An 18,171-nucleotide genomic window follows, 5' to 3' on the forward strand; every position below is an offset into this window, starting at 1 on the left:
ATGGACATCGTCCGACCCAGCGACACCGGGTACGCCGCACTGCAGCACGTCTACTCGAGCACCGGCCGACCGGGATCGATCCTGCTCCCGCGCACGACGACCGAGGTCGCCGAGGCGCTCGCGATCGTGCGCGCGTCGGGGCGCCCGTTCGCGGTGCGCAGCGGCGGGCACGGCATCAGCAGCATCGCCACCAACACCGGTGGCGACGTGATCGACCTCCGTGCCCTCGCGTCCGTCGAGCCCCGGGGCGGCCGGTCGGTCCGCGTCGGGCCCGGCGCGCGCTGGGGCGCCGTGGCGTGGGCGCTCGCCCCGCACGGCCTCGCGATCAGCTCCGGCGATTCCGGTGACGTCGGGGTCGGCGGCCTCGCCACGACCGGTGGCATCGGCCTGATGGGCCGTGCGCACGGCCTCACCATCGACCGCCTGCGAGGCGCGGAGATCGTCACGGCGGACGGGACCGCACGGCGCGTCTCCGGCGACGAGGAACCAGACCTGTTCTGGGCGATCCGTGGCGCCGGCGCGAACTTCGGGATCGTCACGGCGTTCGACTTCGAGGCCTCGGAGACCGCCGACGTCGTGCAGACCACCGCGGTGTACCAGCCGATCGACCTCGCTGCGTTCCTGCAAGCCTGGGGCCGGACGGTGGAGACCGCGGCGCGTCCGGTGTCAGCCTTCCTCTACCTGGGGGCGGGGCCGACGCCGTTCGCGCAGGCGACCATCGTGTACGCCGGCGACGACCTGGCGGCGGCGGCCCCGGAGATCGAACGCTTCCTGCGGATCCCGGGCCTGGCCGGGCAGCGGGCCGCCGTGACGCCGTACGCGGCGGTACCGCTGACGAGCGGTGCGCCGCACACCGGGCAGCAGCGTGCTGCCACCCACACCGGGCTGGCCGTGCACCTCGACCAAGACCTGTCCGACCGGATCGCGGTGTTGCTCCGCAGCGCCGGCGTGGACATGGTCCAGATCCGCTCGGTCGGCGGCGCGATCAACGACGTCGACCCGGCGGCGACCGCCTACGCGCACCGGCACCAGAACTTCTCGGTGACTGCGGTGTCGGTCCGGGGCGGCGACGCGTTCCACGACGCGTGGGAGTCCGTGCACCCTCGGATGGACGGCATGTACCTGAGCTTCGAGACCGATCACGCACCGAGCGCCGTGGCCGAGGCGTTCCCGCCGGCGACGCTCGCGCGGCTGCGGGACCTCAAGGCCCGGTGGGACCCCGACGACCTGTTCGACCAGAACTTCGACGTGTCGCGGACATCGGCGGAGCTCAGCTGAGGGCGACGGCGCCCGCGATGCGGTCCGCGAGGTCCGCGAGCGCGGCGGCGCTGTCGGACCCCGGCACGGCGTGGTACGCGCAGAGCAGGTACCCCGGTGTGTTCGGGACCACGAACGTCTGGTGGCGGAGCGTGATCTGTCCGTACCCGTCGACCGAGGGCCGGACATCCCCGTCGTAGTACGGGTCGACCTCGTGGCGCTCCCAGAGCCGGCGGAACACCGGGTCCGCCTCGGCGAGCCTCGCCGCGGTCTCGTGGAGCCGGGGGTCGTACGGGTGCCCGTAGAACCGCATGCGGCGTGCGGTCCGGTCGGCGAGCGCCGGCCAGGTCGGCAGCGCTCGGACCTCCGGGAAGGTGAAGACCACCTCGGGGATGCTCCTGCCGACCTCGAGCCCGAGCGGGACCACCCACCGCGCGAGGGCGTTCGAGAGCACGACCTCGTGGCGGGAGTTGATGATGTACGCGGGTGTGTTCGGCCAGGAGTCGAGGATGGCGGACATCGCCTCGATCGAGACCGCGGCCTCGGCCGCCGCCACGTCCAGCGGCTGCACCGTGCTGAGCCGCAGCAGGTGCTGGACGCCGGCATCGTCGAGCAGCAGTGCCCGGGCCAACGCGTGGAGGACCTGTTCGGACGGTGCGCGGTCGCGACCCTGCTCCAGCCGCATGTAGTACTCCTGGCTGATCCCCGCGAGCCCGGCGACCTCGTCGCGACGGAGCCCCGGGACCCGGCGGCGCGTGTGCGACCGTACGTCGACGTCCTCGGGGCGGGTCGCCGCTCGACGCGCTCGGAGGTAGTCGCCGAGCGGTGTCCCTGTCGCGATCACGACCCGTCCTCCCTCCCTGCCGGCGCGTCCGGCGCCGTGGTTCCTCCATCCTGGCGCAGTCCCGGTCCCGGGATGCGCCAGGTGTCCCCGACGGGGACACCCTCGCGCCTGCTCGGACCCGTACCGTCGGCGCAGTGCGAAGGGAGTGCCGTGCACGATCCACCGGTCCGCCGGGCGCACGTCACCGTCGCCGCCCGTTTCGACTGCTCGCCGAGCGCGACGTGGTCCCGCTTCGTCGACTTCGCCGACGGGCACGTCGGTCCCGACGGTGCGACCGAGCTCCTCGCGCCCGGTACGAGTCGCTGGATCCGGCGGCTCCCTGGCGACCTGGGCGTCGTCGAGGAGCGTTCCCGCACCGAGGACGGCGTCGTCGCCTATCGCGCTCGCGTCCCCGGCGGTTCGGCAGTCGACGACGTGGACGGCGTCGTCCGCGTGTCCCAGGAGGCAGAGGGGAGCCTCGTCACGTGGACGACCGAGGCGGTCACCGCCCCGTCCGCGTCCGAGCGCGAGCGCGTCCGGCAGTGGCTGGCGGATCGGCTCCGGACCGCGGGGGGCACGGTCCTCGCCCCCCTCACCATGGACGTGTGGCTCGGCGGCTACCGGGACGTCGCCCGCACCGGTCTCGACGGCACGGGCACCGCGACGTGGTCGCCCACGACGGCGACCCTGGTCTCCGGCGAACACGACGCCGTCCTCGTCGACGCCCTGATGACGGCGGACGAGGCCGACGCCCTGGTCGAGTGGATCCGAGGCAGCGGGAAACGGCTCCGGACCGTCGTGGTCACCCAGGGCCAGGCAGACCACTTCTTCGGCCTCGGTCGCGTCCTGCGGGCGTTCCCCGACGCGGTCGCGACGGCCGTCGCCGACGTCGCCACGCGTGCGCTCGACCAGACGGCGCCCGCGCACCGTTCCCGGTGGGAGTCGTTGTTCCCCGGACGGCTCCCCGGATCCCTCACCGCTCCGACCCCCGACCCGGCCGGGGTCGTCGACCTCGAGGGCCATGCACTGCAGCTGTTCGACGTGGGACGGATCGGCGACCGGCCGACGAGCCTGGTGTCGGTCCGGCACCTCGACGCGGTGATCGGCGGCGACCTCGTCTACAACCGCGTGCACCCGTGGCTCGTCGGCACGGACGCGGATTCCCGACGGAGCTGGGCACGGGCACTCGACCTCGTCGAGGCGCTGCGTCCGGCATGGGTGATCGCGAGTCACCGGCACCCGGCTTCCCGTTCCGACGCCGCTCGACCGCAGGTCGCCGCGCTCCGCAGGTACCTCGGCGACGTCGAGACGGTGCTCGCGGACCACGGTGATGCCGGTGGGTTCGTCGGTGAGATGCTCCGGCGGTGGCCGCGGTTCGGCAACCGATCGACGTTGGAGGCCTCCGCGGTGGCCCTGTACACGATGGGCCCCCCGCCATCGGAGGCCGAGTTGCCGGACCTGCTCCCGCGTCGTCCGCAGGACGAGGCGGACGAGCCGACGGACCTCGTCTGAGACGCGACTCAGGTTACGCTGTCCCCGACCGGGAGGAGCGTCGTGGGCGACACGGACCTCGCAGCGCGGCTCCGGACACTCCGGCTCGCAGCCGGCATGACGCTCGAGACTCTCGCGGAACGATCGGGCGTGAGCGTCCGGGGCATCAGCGACATCGAGCGCGGCCGCAGTCGCCACCCGCAGCCCCGCACGATCGAGGCGCTGGTCTCCGGACTCGGGCTCGACGACGCGGCACGTCGATGGCTCCGGGCGCCGCTGGTGGGCGCGGGGCCGGACACCGGACGCACCGATTTCCGCCCGCCACGCGTGGCGGACTTCACCGGGCGCTCGGGTGAACTCGACCGGCTCGTCGCGGACCTCGACCGGCCGTCGGGCCCGCCGGTCGTCGTCGTCTCCGGGCCACCCGGCATCGGGAAGACCGCGCTCGTGACGGAGGCGATCGGACGAGCGTCCGCCGCCGAGCGCCGCGTGTTCGTGGACCTCGCCGGACACGGCCGACCGGCGACGACCGCGTTGGAGGTGCTCCAACGCGTCCTCCGACAGTGCGACCCGGACGATCCGCCCGGCACGTTGGCGGCAGCGAGGGCGCGGTGGTCGGAGCTGTGCTCGGCCGAACGGGTGCTGGTGCACCTCGACAACGTCTCAGGCGAGGACCAGGTCCGACCCGTGCTCGTCGAAGGACGGTCGACCGTCGTCGCGACCTCGCGTCGGACGCTCGCGGGTCTCGACGCGGACCGGATCGTCCTCGACGTGCTCGGACCGGAGGACGGTCGTCGCCTGCTCGAACGCATCGTGCCGGCCGAGCAGCGCGATCCTGCTGCGGTCGACGAGCTCATCGCGCTGTGCGACGGATTCCCCCTCGCGCTCCGCGTCGCCGCCAACCGCATCGCGAGCCGTCCGGCCACGAGCGTGGCGGACCTCGTCGCCCGCATGCGGTCGACCGATCGCCGACTCACGCTGCTCGTGGCCGGCGATGTCTCGGTCGCGGCGGCGATCGCGGTTTCCTACGACGACCTCGACCCGGCGACGGCCGCCGTGTTCCGGGCGACCGCGGCACTCGACGGCGTCACGTTCGGCGCCGACGTCGTCGCGGCGGCGGTCGGCGCGAGCCCAGACGAGACCGAGGCCCGACTCGAGGGACTGGTCGACCTCGGCCTGGTCGAACCCCGGGGCACGCGGTACCGCGTGCACGACATCATCCGGCTGTTCGCGCTCGAGCGGCTCCGCGAAGACGCCCGGACCGAGGCAGCTGCACGCGAGCGGCTCACCCGGTGGTTGCTCGACCGGCTCCTCGCGGCCGGGTCCGCGTTCGTGGTGCCCGGCCGTGCCCCCGTCGCACAACCGGACGCCGATCAGGACGTCGCCCGCGACTGGATCATCGGAGAGGTCGACCACTGGTGGCCGGCCTTCCGTCGGGCCGCCGCGCTCGGGTGGCACGAGATCGTGGTCGCACTCACGACCGTGCTGCAGTGGTTCGGGAACCTCTGGCCGGACTGGGGACGGTGGTACGAGCTCGACCTCGTGGCACAGCGAGCAGCGGACGAGCTCGCGGACGACGCCGCGCGTTCACGAGTGGCGGGACATCTCGCCTGGGCCGCGCACGTCGAACGAGCCGACCACGGACTGGCCACGCAGCACGCGGACGAGGCGCTCGCCGCGGCGGAACGTACCGGTGCCGTCGATCTGATCGCATGGGGGCACTACCACGTCGCCTGGAGCGCACTCGACCGCGGGGATCCGGTCACCGCCGAAGTACACGCACTCGCTGCGGTCGCGGGGTTCGAGAGCGAGGACGACCCGGTCTTCCTGCACCAGGCGCGGGGCATGTTGGGCCTCGCCCTGCAGGCACAGGGTCGGTACGACGAAGCGGTCGCCGCGCTCCGAGCGGCGGTCGACGGCATCGTGGAGGGGCTCGACCCCGTCGACGAACGCGTTCGGTACGCGCAGGCGCTGGCCCGCGCGGCGCTCGCCACCACGCTCCTCGAGTCCGGTGCGCCGAGCGAAGCGCTCGACGTCCTCGACGCCGGGCTCCGGACGCTGCCGGACGACACCGGGACGTCCATCGGGCTGCTGCTCCGTTCGCGGGCGGCGGTGCTGGTGGAGCTCGGACGACCCACCGAGGCGCTGGCCGACGTGGACCGCGCGCTCCGCGCCTTGCCGGCACGCGTTCGTCCCGCCCGCCTGGACGCCCTGCAACGGGAGTTGGCGGCGCTCCGCGACTCGCTCACCGGCCCGAGCGGCTGAGGGCCCGCGGGACGAGGGCGTCGCCCGGCGGTCAGACCTCGACGGCGCGTCGTCCAGGAGCGGTCGTGACCTCGTCTCGCAGCGCCGCCAGCGCCCGCGCACCGTCCGTGCCGTCCGCCGCGTGGAAGGCGGTGAGCACGTACCGCTGCGGGCCCGGGACCTCGAGCGTCTGGCACGTGAGGGTCACCCGGCCGTGGCCGTGCACGTCCTGGTCGATCGAGCCGTTGAGGTACGGGCGGGCGTCGTGCCGTGCCCAGAGCCGCCGGAAATCCGGGTCCCGGACGGACAGGGTGCCGATGATCTCCTGCAGCCGCCGATCGCGGGGATCGCTCCCGTACCGCAGCGTCGCCGCGGTCCGGGCGGCGGCCTCCGGCCAGTCCTCCATCACCGCGCGGCCGAACGGCGAGAACACCGCCAGCGGCAGGTTCACCCCGGGTGTCAGCCCGCCGCCCGTCATCGCCCGTGCCAGCGGGTTCACGACCAGGACGTCCTGGTTGCCGTCCATGATGTACGCCGGCGTCCCGGTCCACTGGTCGAGGAGGCCGCTCAGCGTGTCCATGACGCGAGCCGGCGTCGTGTGGTCGTCGGAACGAGCCTCGCCGGTCTGGATCCGGACGAGGCGGTCCATGTGGTCCACCGCGTCCTGGTCCAGGCGGAGCGCACGGCCGAGGGCGTGCAGCACCTGGTCCGACGGTTGGCGGTCGCGGCCCTGCTCGAGTCGGAGGTAGTACTCCTGACTGATCCCGGCGCGGCGGGCCACCTCGTCCCGTCGCAGCCCGACGACCCGCCTCGGCGTCGACGACACGATGCCGACGTCCTGCGGCTGCACGAGTGCTCGTCGTGCGCGGAGGTACTCACCCAGAGGCGTGATCGCAGTCGGCATGGCATCGCTCCCGCTCGTCCTCGCTGCACCGTCGTGAACGGTGCTGCATGATGTCGGGTACCAGCCCACCAGGCACCCGGCGTCGGCACCATGCAGAACGCAGGCAGGAATCGAGGAGCACGTGCAGGAACGACCCGACGGCGAGCTCCTCCGGCGGCTGCGCACCACGGCGGGCCGGACGCTGGCCGACCTCGCCGACGCCGCCCACGTCGGCGTGCGGACCCTCAGCGACATCGAGCGAGGGGTCGCGCGGCGCCCGCAGCGCGCGACGATCGAGGCGATCGCGGCGGCACTCGGCGTGACGTCGGCAGAACGGGACGCGCTGCTGTCGATCGGTCGGGCCCGTCCGTCGACGCCGGCGAGCGCCCCGGACCTCGTCGGCGACTTCACCGGACGCGACCGCGAACTCGGCAGGGTGCTCGACCGCCTCCGGGGCGCACACACGGGAGCGGTGATCGTGTCCGGCGGCCCCGGTGTCGGCAAGAGCACCTTCGCTGCCGAGGCGCTCCGCGTCCGCGGTGTCCCGTGGATCCACGTCGACCTCGGTGGGCAGACAGCCGCCCCGCTGTCGGCGCTCGACGTCCTCCGCCGTCTCGTCTCCCTCGCCACCGACGGCACGGAAGAGGCACCGGCGGTCTTCGACGCGGCGGCAGCACGGTGGCGCGAACTCAGCGCCGACCACCGGCACGCGGTCCTGCTCGACGATGCCGGCAGCGAGGCGCAGGTGCGTCCGGTGGTCGACGCGGCGGGACCGGGGGTGCCGGTGGTCGTGACGAGCCGGAGTCCGCTGGCCGGACTCGACGCCGGACTCCGCCTCCAGGTCGAGCCGATGCCGCTCGCCGATGGCCTCGCGTTGCTCGAGCGGATCGTGCCCGACGCGGCGAGCGAGCCGGCCCTGGCGGCGGTGGCCGAGCACTGCGCGGGGATCCCGCTGGCGCTGCGGATCGCCGGGAGCCGCATCGCGGCACGGACGGACGACGTCGACGGCTTCCTCGGTGCCATGCGCGCCGAGGAGCAACGGCTCGGCGCCCTCCGGCACGGTGACCGCTCGGTCGAGGCCGCGTTCGCCGTCTCCTACGAGCGGCTCCCGTCCGTCACGGCGCAGGTGTTCCGCTCGCTCGCGGTGATCGACGGGACGAGCTTCGATGCACGGACCGGCGGCGCTCCCCTCGGACTCGACGACGTGACCGCCGAGGACGCCCTCGAGGAGTTGGTGGACCTCGGTCTCGTCGAGCCACGCGGTGGGAACCGGTACCACGTGCATGACCTGCTCCGGGCGTTCGGCGCCGATCGGATCGACGCCGAGGACGGTCCCGGCGCGTCCCGTGCGCTGCGGGAGCGACTGCACCGGTCGGTCCTCTCGTCCCTCGATCGAGCGGCACGGCGGTTCGCTCCCGAGTCCGCCCGCCGTGACCAGGCCGATCCGGAGTTCGCCGACCCGGCAGCGGCGAAGCGGTGGATCACCGGTGAGGTCGACCACTGGTGGGCGGCGTTCCGCGCCGCGGTGTCGGACGGGCTGCACGGCGACGTGATCCGGACCGCGGCCGGTCTCGAGTGGTTCTCCAACCTGTGGCCGGCATGGGGGCACTGGTACGAGCTGTTCGGCGACGCGGTCGACGCCGCGCACGCGGCCGACGACCGAGCGTCGGCAGCGCGGCTCCTCGGTCTGCAGACGTGGGCTGCCCTCATGGAGCGCGGCGACCGGACCGGTGCGCTCGAGCTCGCCACGAGGGGTCTGGCGGACGCCCGTGCGGCAGACGACGACGCCGTGTCCGCGAGCGCCGAGTACCACGTTGCGTGGGCACACCTGGCGCTCCGACAGCCGGAGCTCGCGCTGCCGCACATCGACGCCGCGATCGACGGGAACACGAGGACCGGGGACGACGCCGCGCTCGTCCAGTGTCGCTCGATGGCGGGCGCAGCACTCCACCTGCTCGGCCGGCACGCCGAGGCGATCGCGTCCTTCCGAGCGGTCCTCCGCGACCTCGAGCGGGTCGGGGAGGGCGACCCAGGGGCGGTGTTCACCCGGGTGGTCGCGCTGGAGGAGATCGCGAAGTCGGCCAACGCGCTGGGGCGATGGGACGACGCCCGGGACGCGGCGGACGCGGGGTTCGGTGCGGCGTCGGCGCTGTCGTGGGACACGGGTGCTGCTCGCGCGCTCCGACAGCGTGCCGAGGCGCTGCTCGGTTCCGGGGAGGCCGATGGAGCCCGACGCGACGCCGAGCGGGGGATCGCCCTGGTCGACGCCGATCGGGCGGACGCCCAGGCGGGTGCGGTGCTCGGCGAGCTCCGCGCGCTGCTCGAGCGGATCGACGGCCGCGCGCCCTGAGCGGAGCCTGTCCCCGGCAGAGACAGGCGCACGGCCTTCCTCGCTGGCTAGCCTGCGACGGTGCAGCGAGACCCTGATGACCGACCCATCGTGCGCGCCCGCGACGTCGAGCACGCCTATCCCGGTCGCGCGGCCGAGCCGGTCCTGCGCGGGGTGTCGCTCGACGTCCAGCGCGGCGAGATGCTGGCGGTCGTCGGCCCGAGCGGCTCCGGCAAGAGCACGCTGCTCGCGTGCCTGTCGGGTCTGGGACGCCCGCTCCGGGGCACCGTGGAGATCGACGGCACCGACATCGGCCCGCTCTCGCGGCAGCGGTCGGCCCGGTTCCGACGCGGTCGGGTCGGCTTCGTCTTCCAGTCGTACAACCTGCTCCCGGCACTCACCGCCCGGGAGAACGTGGCGCTGCCGGCACGCCTGGCGAAACGCCCCGCTGATCGCCGGACGGTCGACGCCGCCCTGGACGCCGTCGGCATGCTCGACTCCGCACACCGGTACCCGGATTCGATGTCCGGCGGACAGCAGCAGCGCGTGGCGATCGCCCGGACGCTCGTCGCACGGCCGCAGGTGGTGTTCGCCGACGAACCGACCGGGGCGCTCGACACGGTGGCCGGCGGCGCGGTGCTCGACCTGCTGCGGCACACCGCCTCGGGGCAGCGTTCGGTCGTCATGGTGACGCACGACCTCGCGGCCGCGGCGCGGGCCGACCGCGCGATCGTCCTGCGGGACGGCGTCGTCCACGCGGAGCTGGTCGCACCGGACGTCGACGCGCTCTTCGACTCGATCGAGCGTGCGTCGGTACGCGCATGATCCTCGTCCGACTGGCGGCAGCCGATCTCCGCACGTCGTGGCGCGTCTGGGCCGGCCTGTGCGCGGTGTCCGCGGTCGCCGCACTGGCCGGCAGCGTCCCCGGTGTGCTCGTGGTCGGCGGCCTGCGGACACCCGGGGTCCGGGGGCTGGCGCTGCTGTCCATCGCGGGCACGACCGCCGCGTTCGGGCTCATCGCGATCCTCGTGGTGGTGTCCGCCGTGGTGCGGCTCACCGCGGGGCTCCTGGAGCGGACGTACGCCCTCTGGCAGCTGGCCGGCGTCACTCCTCGAGGGGTCCGTGTGACGGTGCTCGTCCAGACCGCACTCGTCGCCGTGCTCGGCGCCGTGGTCGGAGCGGCCGCGGCTGGCGTCGTCGTCCCGGCCGCCGTCGACGCCGCCCTGGCCGGAGCCTCCGGACTCGACGGGGTCCGGGTGGCCGCTTCCTGGGCCGAGGCCGTCGTCGTCGTCGGGCTGACGGTCACCGCCGCGGTCGTCGCCGGGCTCTCGGGGAGCCGCCGCGCCGCCACGACCCCGACGCTGCTCGGTGTCGGACCGGGTGTGCGCGGACGTCGACCGCCGATCCTCCGTGCCACGGTCGCGGCACTGCTGACGGCGCTCGCGGCGAGCATGCTCGCCGGACTCCCGGCGTCCGTACCGGACGGCGCGGCGTCGGCACTCCTCATCGGTCCGGTGCTGGTCGCGGTGGTCGCCGTCCTCGGCAGGTCGGTCGGTGCACCCGTCGTCCGGCTCTGGACGGCGGCGGTGCCGGCGAGCGCGTCGGTGTCCTTCGCTCTCGCGCGCGCAGCTGTCCGGCGGGCTGCGGCTCGGAGCGACACGACGCTCGCGGCGCTCCTGGTGGCCGTGGCCCTGCCGACGGCGCTCGTCGGGGGTCAGCGGACGGCGGCGACAGCGATCGGAGACAACACGACCGGGAGCGGCTCAGCGGTGACGACCGTCCTCGTCCTCAGCGGCCCGGTCCTGCTCGCCGCCGTCGGGGCCGCGGCGACGGCGGCGATGGCGGCTCGGGACCGCGCGCAGGAGCGCGAGCAGCTCCTGGCCGTCGGCGCGACCCCGGCCCTGCCGGTGGCCGTCGCGGCACTCGAGGGTGTCGTCCTCGGGGTGAGCGGCACGCTCATCGCCGCGGCCACCGTGGGCGTCTCCGTCATCGCGGAGTGGGCGGTGCTCGTCGGGCGGTACCCGTCGACCAGGCCGATCGTCCCCTTCGCGGTCCTGGTGGCGATCGGCGCGCTGTGCACGGCTCTCGTCCTGCTGTCGTCCCTCCTGCCGGCCGTGCCGGGGCGGACACGGAGGAGGACCTCGCCGGGCGACTGACGGCGACGTATGCTCACACCGTGCCCGAACGCGCCTCGCAACTGGTCGGCCGCGACGCCGAACTCCTCGTCCTGGCCGGTGCCCTGGACCACGCCCGGCGGGGGCACGGTACCGCGGTCCTGGTCGACGGCGATCCCGGCATCGGCAAGAGCGCCCTGCTCGAGACCGTCGCCGCGGACGCCACCGCGGACGTCCGGTTCGTCCTCCGTGCCCGTGGGGTCCGCAGCGGGACCGAGATCCCGTTCGGCGGCCTGCACGAGCTGCTCCACCCGCTCCTGCCCTTCGCGGCCGCCCTCCCCGATCGTCAGGCTTCGGCCCTCGACGTCGCCTTCGGCCGTCGTGACGGACCGGCCCCCGACCGGCTCCTGCTCGGCATCGCCGTGCTCGGGCTGTTCGAGGAGGCGAGCAGCCACGGGACCGTGGTGGCGCTCGTCGACGATCTGCACTGGACGGACCGGACCTCGCTCGAGGCGCTCCTCTTCGTCGCATCGCGGGTCCGCGGACTCCCCGTCCTCCTCGTCGCGACGACCCGGAGCGGTACCCCTGTCGGTGACCACGAGGACGCGTTTCCGACCGTGCTCCACGTCGGTCCGCTCGACGACGCCGCGGCGGACCGACTGCTCACCGACGTCGCGGACCACCTGCCGACCGGGGAACGGGCACGGGTGCGTCGGGAGTCGTACGGCAACCCGCTCGCCCTGCTCGAGTTCTCCGCGCCCGTCGCCGGCACTGCGCGCGGACCACTGTCCGAACGCATGTCCGCCCGACTCGAGCGGACGTTCCTCGCCGGTGTCCTGCTGCTCCCGGAGACGACCCAGCGGGCGTTGCTCGTCGCGGTCGCCGGAGAGGACGCCACCGCACGGGAGCTCGAGCAGGCACTCGTGGGTGTCGGACTCGGCGCAGGCGAGTTGGCGACCCTCGAGCGCGAGGGTCTGCTGCGGCGTGACGGCGACAGGTTCGTGCCACGGCACCCGCTGGTGGGGTCGGCGCACTACGACGCCGCCGATCCGGTCCGTCGGCGCGAGGTCCACCACGCCCTGGCACTGGCGGTCCGGTCGCCCAGTCGCCGTGCGATCCACCGGGCCGAGGCGACGACCGGCCTCGACGAGGCGGTCGCCGCCGAGCTCGACGCCGTGGCGAGTGCTGCGCTCCGGCAAGGCGCCCCCGCCGAGGCGGCATCCGCGTGGCGGCGAGCCGCCGACCTCTCGCCCGACCCGACCCAGCAGGCGAACCGGTTGGTGGAGGCCGCCGAGGCAGCCCGACGCGCCGGCGCCTCGGGTGAGGCGTCCGCCTTGCTCGACCGTGCGAAGCCGCTCACCGACCTGTCGGACGGACGCGCACAGCACCGGTTCGCCCGCGCGGAGTGGATGCTGAGCATGACCGCGGACCACCGTGGTCGGACGGCCGAGGAGCTCGTGGCGTTCGCGACGACCCGGGCAGATCCGACCGAGCGTGCCGAGGTCCTGCTGTGGGCGGCGGCGAAGTGCTACATCCACCAGGAGGCGGACGCCGTCCGAGCGCTCGTGGCCGCCACGGTGGAGGACGTCGACCACGCTCCGGTCGGACGCGGGGACGCCGACGACGCGGTGCTCGCCGAGGTGGCACTCGCCCTCGTCCGTCCCGGGCAGCGTCTCGACGAGCGCACCGTGGACCGGTTCCTCGCCCGTGCACAGGCGACCGACGGCGTCATCGTGAACTGCCTGGCGTTCGCCGCCGAGGAGTCCGGCGACATGGCCACGTCGGACCGGTGCTGGACCGCTGGCGTCCGGCTGTTCCACGATGCGGCACGCACGAGCGACGAGACCACCGCTCTGTGCGGACGTGCCTCACCCCGCGTCACGGCGGGCCACCTCACCGACGGACTCGCCGACGCCGATCGCGCGGAGCGTCTCAGCCGCGAGCTCGACCTCCCGGTGGTCGCCGGGATGGCGCTCTCCGAGGCGGCGCGGGCCCTCGTGCGGGCCGGGGACACGGCCACGGCCCGGACACGACTCGCGGCCCTGGACGAGATCCCGGTGGCCGGCGCCTTCGCGCGCATCGTCGCGACCGCCGCGTGGGCGGCGGCACTCATCGCTGTCGACGAGGGGCGCCACGAGGACGCCGTGGCACACCAGGTGCGCACACGGGCGAACGGCGCGGTGGCGCTGTGGGCGGGCGCCGACGTGGTCGAGTCGGCGGTCCGCGCGGGCGACACCGACTCGGTCCGCGCCTGGCTGACGGACGCCGCCGCGGCGGCCGCCACGACCGGCTCGCCGCACCTCGCGCTGCTCGTCGAGCGGACGCGCGGACTCCTCGCACCGGACGACGAGACGGCCCTCGGGCACCTCGCCGCGGCGGTCGACCTCGGTTCGGCGATCGACACACCGTTCGACCTCGCGGTCGCGCGACTGCACCTGGGTGAACGGCTGCGGCGCGTCCGCCGGATCGTCGATGCACGTCAGCACCTGTCCGAGGCGGCCCGGCTGTTCGACCGCATCGGCGCCCGCAACTGGGCCGCGCGCGCCGCGTCCGAACTCCGGGCGACCGGTGGACAGTCGACGGACCGGACGTCGACGGACCGGGCGCCGGCTCGACTCCTCACCGCGCAGGAGCTCCTCGTGTCGCGCATGGCGGCGACCGGGCGCACCAACAAGGAAATCGCGGACGAGGTCTACCTCTCGCACCGGACGGTCGCGGCGCACCTGTCCCGGGCGTTCACGAAGCTCGGCATCAGTAGACGGTCCCAGCTGGCCGGTGCGCTGCGGCCCTCGGACCGTTCCGACTGAGGGCGCGAGCAGACGGTCACGCCACGCGTCCGACCTCGCTGGCGGCCGAGCGAGCGCCGAGACCGCGGCGCATCGCGGTGAACCGCTGCAACGCCAGGGCCGCTGCCGTCCCCGGTTCGGCGGTCAGGGTCATCACCGACCGCCCGCTGCCGCCCGGGACGGCCAGCGAGTGGCACGTGAGCTCGACCGGTTCGGCGGTGGCGAGTCGGATCCGAGCGACCCACGTGACCTGCTGCTCGACGTCGTGCCGGGCCCACAGTTCCCGGAAGGTCGCGTCCCGGATCGCCAGGGTCCCGACGACCTCGCGGTGACGGGCGTTCCTCGGATCACCGTGGAACCGCAGGTTGGCGACCGCCCGTCGGGCGTCGTCCTCCCAGTCGATGACCTCGGCGCGCGCGCGGTCGGTGAACAGGTGGAACAGGAAGTTCGTCCCTGGCAGCAGCCGCGGCCTGATCGCCCGGGCCAACGTGTTCGACGCCAGGACGTCCTGCTCGGCGCTCATGAGCATCGCGGGCACGCCGGACAGTCCGTCGACGAGCTCGAGCAGTGCGGGCTCGACCGGTGCGGGCGGTCCCGCCCCGTCGTCGGTGGTGCTCCCGGTCGGGCCGCCCTCGTCGAGTCGGGCGAGCCGGTGCATGTGCTCGAGCGCGACGTCGTCGAGTCGCAGGGCCCGCACGATCGCGCCGAGCACCTGGTGCGAGGGCCTCCGGTCCCGGCCCTGCTCGAGTCGGAGGTAGTACTCCTGGCTGATCCCGGCCAGTCCCGCCACCTCGCTGCGGCGGAGTCCCGGCACCCGCCGGGCCCGTGAGGAGTCGATGCCCACGTCGGCCGGTCGGACGAGGGCCCGGCGTGCGCGGAGGTACTCGCCGAGGAAGGAGGTCTGAGCGGGCATCGTGTCTCCCGGGTCGTGGCGAGCGTTCCCGGGACGTCCGGCAACCGTGCTCCACGTTGCCGCTGGTCGTCCCCTCCGGGCATCGGTCGAATGACCACATGTCGGCGGCTCGACCGGATCGCGCCGATGGTGTCCCCGCCGGGGACACGATGCCGTCGACGACCGGGCCGTACGCTCCGTCCGTGAGCACGGACGACGGGGTCGACCACCCACGAGCACTGCTCGGCAGGCTCGTGCTGCCGTGGCGGACGGTCCCCGCGGTCGTCTACGACCGACACCTGACCGTCCGGGTGGCGAACGCGTTGGCCGGGGCCGTGCACCCGACGTTCCGGTCCGGTGCGAACCTCGCGCGGGCGACGTTCCTGCGGCCTGAGGGCGACGAGGCGTTCCGCGCGTCGTCGGAGACGGCGGAGGCGGTGCCGCTCGGCGCCCGCGTCGTCGCGGAGCTGCGGCGCTCCCTCGACGAGCACGAGGAGGACCGCGGGTACGTCGAACTGGTCGGGGAGCTCGCGGCCCGGAGCGAGGCCTTCGCTCGACTCTGGGCTGGGCCGGACACTGCGGATCCGGACGGGGTCGTCGGCTTCGACAACCCCGTGGTCGGTCACCTGGCCCTCGCCTACCACCGGTTCGCGGTGCCCGGCCCGGACGGCGACACGCTGCTGTTGTGGCGTGGCGCGGACGAGCAGTCCGCCCGCCGTCTGTCGAGCCTCGCCGACAGCCTGGCCGACTGACAGCCCCCGCCGCGGCCACCCCACCCGGCCCGGCTGACCGGTCCCGCCCGGCCGGCCGGACCCGGCCCACCGCGCACGCCTCAGCGCGCGACGACGACCTTTCCGATCGCGGTCCCGCCCGCCACCTGACGGTGCGCCTCGCGGAGGCCGGCCGGGTCGAGCCCCCGGACGACCGACGTCGCGGTGGTCCGCACGCGACCCGCGTCCACGAGGTCCGCCAGCGCATCGAGGAGCAGGCCCTGCTCGCCCATGTCCGGCGTCCCGAACGCCGATCGGGTGAACATGAGCTCCCAGTGCCAGGCGATCGACTTCCGCTTGAGCGGGTAGAGGTCGAGTCCGCGCGGGTCGTCGATCGCGGTGATCTGGCCGAACGGGCGGACCAGATCGGCGAAGGCGGTGACGTTGCCCGCCGAGTGCGCGGTGAAGACGTAGTCGACCCCGTCCGGCGCGACCGACCGCACGCCGCCGACGAGGTCGTGGTGGTCCACGACGTGGTCGGCTCCCATCGACGACACCCAGTCGCGGCTCTCGGAGCGGCCGGCGGTCCCGAGCACCGTGAGGCCGGTGCGCGCCTTCGCGAGCTGGACGAGCACCGACCCGACACCGCCGGGTGCTCCGACGACGAGCAGGGTGCCGGTACTCGACTCCGTCAGGCGGAACCGGTCGAACAGTGTCTCCCAGGCGGTGATCCCCGTGAGCGGGAGCGCCGCGGCCTCGGCGTGGTCCAGCGTCGCGGGGCGGCGACCGACGAGGCGTTCGTCCACGAGGTGCAGCTCGGCGTTCGTCCCCGGGCGGTCGAGGGTGCCGGCGTACCACACGGCGTCACCGACGGAGAACCGGGTGACCTCCGAGCCGACCGCCTCGACGACGCCGGAGGCGTCCCAGCCCAGTTGCTTCGTCCCGGACCGCAGGCCCTGCCGGGTCTTCGTGTCCACCGGGTTCACCGACACCGCCTCGACCCGGACGAGCAGGTCGTGCGGGCGGACCGGGTGGAGGGGGACGTCGCGGACGACGAACGCGTCCTCGTCGCGGACCGAGCGTCCGCCCTGGGCGAGGAACGCACGGGTCGTGGTCGGGACGTCCCGTCCGGTTCGGTGTGTGGCAGTGTCGGTCATGGCGGTCCTCCGTGCGGGTCGCGTCGGCGGGTGACCGACCGGAGGCGCGGATCGCCTCGTGCAGGCACGGTACGTCCGCACGTGGCCGGTCCGCGTGGCTCCGTCGGGGACACGCTCGCGCCGCCTGTCCCTGCGAGGGGATGGTCCTCGGGGGGACACGTGCGGAGCACCCCACCGGCCGTAGCGTCCTCGGTGTCGCGACGACGTGACCCCGACCGAGGAGACCTGCGATGACGATCTCGTTCCCGCCCCTGCCCGCCGTGCTGCACGTTGGAGCGGGAGCCGCCACCCCTGCCGTGCAGACCCTGCTCCTGCCCGTGCCGACGCCCGCGACCGAACGGCCGGGGGTCCGGCGGTGAACCCGCTGCGGGCGGTCCTGCACGTGCTCAGGGCGGACCCGGACCAGTGGCGTCGACGCGGGCTCCGGTCCCCGCGCGAGATCGCCGTGCTGGTGGCGGAGCGGTCGCTCCCCGACGATCCGTCGTACCGGGACTTCTTCGTCCCGTCCCCGTGACCCGGGCGCACGGCGAATGGCCCGGCCCCGAGGGGCCGGGCCGTCCGACGTACCGGGCGTCAGGCTGCGCCGTCGAGCACCGCGACGTCCCTCGGGGACAGGACGACCGACGCCGCCGCGACGTTCTCCTCGAGGTGGTCCACGCTGGACGTCCCGGGGATCGGCAGCACGTTCGGAGCGTGCTGCAGCAACCACGCGAGGGCCACCTGCGACGGTGAGGCGCCGGCCCGTGCCGCCATCGCCCCGAGTGCTCCGGCGCCGCGCGTGAGGCCGCCGGTCGCCAACGGGAACCACGGGATGAAGCCGATGCCGAGTTCCGCGGTGACCCGGACCAGGTCCTCGGAGGAACGCTCGACCAGGTTGTACAGGTTCTGCACCGTGGCGATCGGCAGGATCCGCTGCGCGGCGAGGAGCTCCGGGACGCTCACCTCGCTCAGGCCGACGTGCCGGATGAGTCCCTCGGCGCGGAGTGCCGCGAGGGTCCCGAGCTGCTCGTCGAGCGGCACCCGCTGGTCGATGCGGTGCAACTGGTACAGGTCGATCCGCTCGAGTCGCAGGCGGCGGAGGCTGCCCTCGACGGCGGCGCGCAGGTGCTCCGGGCGACCGTCGACGACCCATTCGCCCCGTGGTCCCCGGACGAACCCGCCCTTCGTCGCGATGACGACGTCCGATCGGTACGGGGCCAGCGCCTCGCCGATGAGTCCTTCCGCTACCTCGGGGCCGTAGGCGTCCGCGGTGTCGACGAGCGTCACGCCCAGCTCGACGGCGCGGCGGAGCACGGCGCGGGCGCCCTCCGGGTCGCGGGACGGGCCGAACGCATTCCGGCCGGCGAGCTGCATCGAGCCGAACCCGAGTCGGGCGACGGGCAGGTCCCCGCCGATCAGGAAGGTACCGGCGGCGGCGGCTGAGACGCCGTGGAGATCGGTGGTGAGGGTCATGGTGATCCTGTTCGTTGACGTGGAGTGACCGGG

General features: G+C 74.2%; 15 protein-coding genes. 10 read left to right on the plus strand and 5 right to left on the minus strand.

Annotated features, from left to right (window positions below; genetic code table 11):
• A complete protein-coding gene (locus ACIPKM_RS04805) occupies positions 1-1,278 on the plus strand; it encodes an FAD-dependent oxidoreductase (protein WP_336697674.1) in 1,278 nt (425 codons plus the stop codon).
• On the opposite strand, the gene ACIPKM_RS04810 is transcribed toward ACIPKM_RS04805, so the two are convergent.
• The gene (locus tag ACIPKM_RS04810) at positions 1,271-2,101 is read right to left on the minus strand and encodes a helix-turn-helix domain-containing protein (protein WP_402736280.1); all 831 of its coding nucleotides are present in this window, start codon (positions 2,099-2,101) and stop codon (positions 1,271-1,273) included. The genes ACIPKM_RS04805 and ACIPKM_RS04810 overlap by 8 nt on opposite strands.
• Positions 2,102-2,251: 150 nt before the next feature.
• On the opposite strand from ACIPKM_RS04810, the gene ACIPKM_RS04815 reads away from it, so the two are divergent.
• Together ACIPKM_RS04815 and ACIPKM_RS04820 are read left to right on the plus strand one after the other, a co-directional pair.
• Entirely contained in the window at positions 2,252-3,592 is a 1,341-nt protein-coding gene (locus ACIPKM_RS04815) for an MBL fold metallo-hydrolase (protein ID WP_071295122.1), read from the plus strand.
• Between the two features lie 42 nt (positions 3,593-3,634).
• Positions 3,635-5,836 carry a helix-turn-helix domain-containing protein gene (locus ACIPKM_RS04820; protein WP_071295123.1) on the plus strand — a complete coding sequence of 734 codons (2,202 nt, stop codon included), beginning with the start codon at positions 3,635-3,637 and terminating at the stop codon, positions 5,834-5,836.
• A 31-nt stretch (positions 5,837-5,867) separates the two neighbouring features.
• Here ACIPKM_RS04820 and ACIPKM_RS04825 read toward each other — a convergent pair whose 3' ends face one another.
• On the minus strand, positions 5,868-6,719 hold the full coding sequence (locus tag ACIPKM_RS04825) for a helix-turn-helix domain-containing protein (RefSeq protein WP_071295124.1): 852 nt from the start codon (positions 6,717-6,719) through the stop codon (positions 5,868-5,870).
• Between the two features lie 121 nt (positions 6,720-6,840).
• Here ACIPKM_RS04825 and ACIPKM_RS04830 point away from each other — a divergent pair, with 121 nt between their 5' ends.
• The 4 genes from ACIPKM_RS04830 to ACIPKM_RS04845 are packed head-to-tail and all read left to right on the plus strand — an operon-like array spanning position 6,841 to position 13,948.
• Positions 6,841-9,048: a helix-turn-helix domain-containing protein gene (locus ACIPKM_RS04830; protein WP_071295125.1), complete on the plus strand. Its 2,208-nt coding sequence runs from the start codon at positions 6,841-6,843 to the stop codon at positions 9,046-9,048.
• A gap of 60 nt (positions 9,049-9,108) precedes the next feature.
• Positions 9,109-9,852 (plus strand): ABC transporter ATP-binding protein, encoded by a 744-nt coding sequence (locus ACIPKM_RS04835; RefSeq protein WP_071295126.1) that lies wholly within the window; start codon positions 9,109-9,111, stop codon positions 9,850-9,852.
• The gene (locus ACIPKM_RS04840; protein WP_071295127.1) at positions 9,849-11,183 is read left to right on the plus strand and encodes a hypothetical protein; all 1,335 of its coding nucleotides are present in this window, start codon (positions 9,849-9,851) and stop codon (positions 11,181-11,183) included. The genes ACIPKM_RS04835 and ACIPKM_RS04840 overlap by 4 nt, the downstream gene beginning before the upstream one ends.
• Before the next feature lie 20 nt (positions 11,184-11,203).
• On the plus strand, positions 11,204-13,948 hold the full coding sequence (locus tag ACIPKM_RS04845; protein ID WP_175475753.1) for an AAA family ATPase: 2,745 nt from the start codon (positions 11,204-11,206) through the stop codon (positions 13,946-13,948).
• A 16-nt stretch (positions 13,949-13,964) separates the two neighbouring features.
• On the opposite strand, the gene ACIPKM_RS04850 is transcribed toward ACIPKM_RS04845, so the two are convergent.
• Positions 13,965-14,840 carry a helix-turn-helix domain-containing protein gene (locus ACIPKM_RS04850; protein WP_071295128.1) on the minus strand — a complete coding sequence of 292 codons (876 nt, stop codon included), beginning with the start codon at positions 14,838-14,840 and terminating at the stop codon, positions 13,965-13,967.
• A gap of 182 nt (positions 14,841-15,022) precedes the next feature.
• Between ACIPKM_RS04850 and ACIPKM_RS04855 the strand changes: the two genes are divergently transcribed.
• On the plus strand, positions 15,023-15,571 hold the full coding sequence (locus ACIPKM_RS04855; RefSeq protein WP_139201892.1) for a hypothetical protein: 549 nt from the start codon (positions 15,023-15,025) through the stop codon (positions 15,569-15,571).
• 80 nt (positions 15,572-15,651) lie between these two features.
• Here ACIPKM_RS04855 and ACIPKM_RS04860 read toward each other — a convergent pair whose 3' ends face one another.
• Positions 15,652-16,686, minus strand: a complete 1,035-nt coding sequence (locus tag ACIPKM_RS04860) for a zinc-binding alcohol dehydrogenase family protein (RefSeq protein WP_071295130.1) — start codon at positions 16,684-16,686, stop codon at positions 15,652-15,654.
• Positions 16,687-16,916: 230 nt separating this feature from the next.
• Here ACIPKM_RS04860 and ACIPKM_RS04865 point away from each other — a divergent pair, with 230 nt between their 5' ends.
• A complete protein-coding gene (locus tag ACIPKM_RS04865; protein ID WP_261645759.1) occupies positions 16,917-17,045 on the plus strand; it encodes a hypothetical protein in 129 nt (42 codons plus the stop codon).
• On the plus strand, positions 17,042-17,200 hold the full coding sequence (locus tag ACIPKM_RS04870) for a hypothetical protein (RefSeq protein ID WP_175473759.1): 159 nt from the start codon (positions 17,042-17,044) through the stop codon (positions 17,198-17,200). Before ACIPKM_RS04865 ends, ACIPKM_RS04870 begins: the two co-directional genes overlap by 4 nt.
• A gap of 59 nt (positions 17,201-17,259) precedes the next feature.
• Here the strand turns inward: ACIPKM_RS04870 and ACIPKM_RS04875 are convergent, their stop codons facing one another.
• Positions 17,260-18,138, minus strand: coding sequence for an aldo/keto reductase (locus ACIPKM_RS04875; RefSeq protein ID WP_071295131.1), 879 nt, complete (start codon positions 18,136-18,138; stop codon positions 17,260-17,262).
• Positions 18,139-18,171: the final 33 nt, after the last annotated feature.

The organism is Curtobacterium sp. NPDC086286 (assembly GCF_044746255.1).
Lineage (GTDB): Bacteria > Actinomycetota > Actinomycetes > Actinomycetales > Microbacteriaceae > Curtobacterium.

What these genes read in the sequence shown, in the direction of transcription:
- ACIPKM_RS04805 (WP_336697674.1), top strand. Translation starts at nt 1, where the DNA reads ATGGACATCGTCCGACCCAGCGACACCGGGTACGCCGCACTGCAGCAC.
- ACIPKM_RS04825 (WP_071295124.1), bottom strand. Translation starts at nt 6,719, where the DNA reads ATGCCGACTGCGATCACGCCTCTGGGTGAGTACCTCCGCGCACGACGA.
- ACIPKM_RS04840 (WP_071295127.1), top strand. Translation starts at nt 9,849, where the DNA reads ATGATCCTCGTCCGACTGGCGGCAGCCGATCTCCGCACGTCGTGGCGC.
- ACIPKM_RS04850 (WP_071295128.1), bottom strand. Translation starts at nt 14,840, where the DNA reads ATGCCCGCTCAGACCTCCTTCCTCGGCGAGTACCTCCGCGCACGCCGG.
- ACIPKM_RS04860 (WP_071295130.1), bottom strand. Translation starts at nt 16,686, where the DNA reads ATGACCGACACTGCCACACACCGAACCGGACGGGACGTCCCGACCACG.
- ACIPKM_RS04865 (WP_261645759.1), top strand. Translation starts at nt 16,917, where the DNA reads ATGACGATCTCGTTCCCGCCCCTGCCCGCCGTGCTGCACGTTGGAGCG.
- ACIPKM_RS04875 (WP_071295131.1), bottom strand. Translation starts at nt 18,138, where the DNA reads ATGACCCTCACCACCGATCTCCACGGCGTCTCAGCCGCCGCCGCCGGT.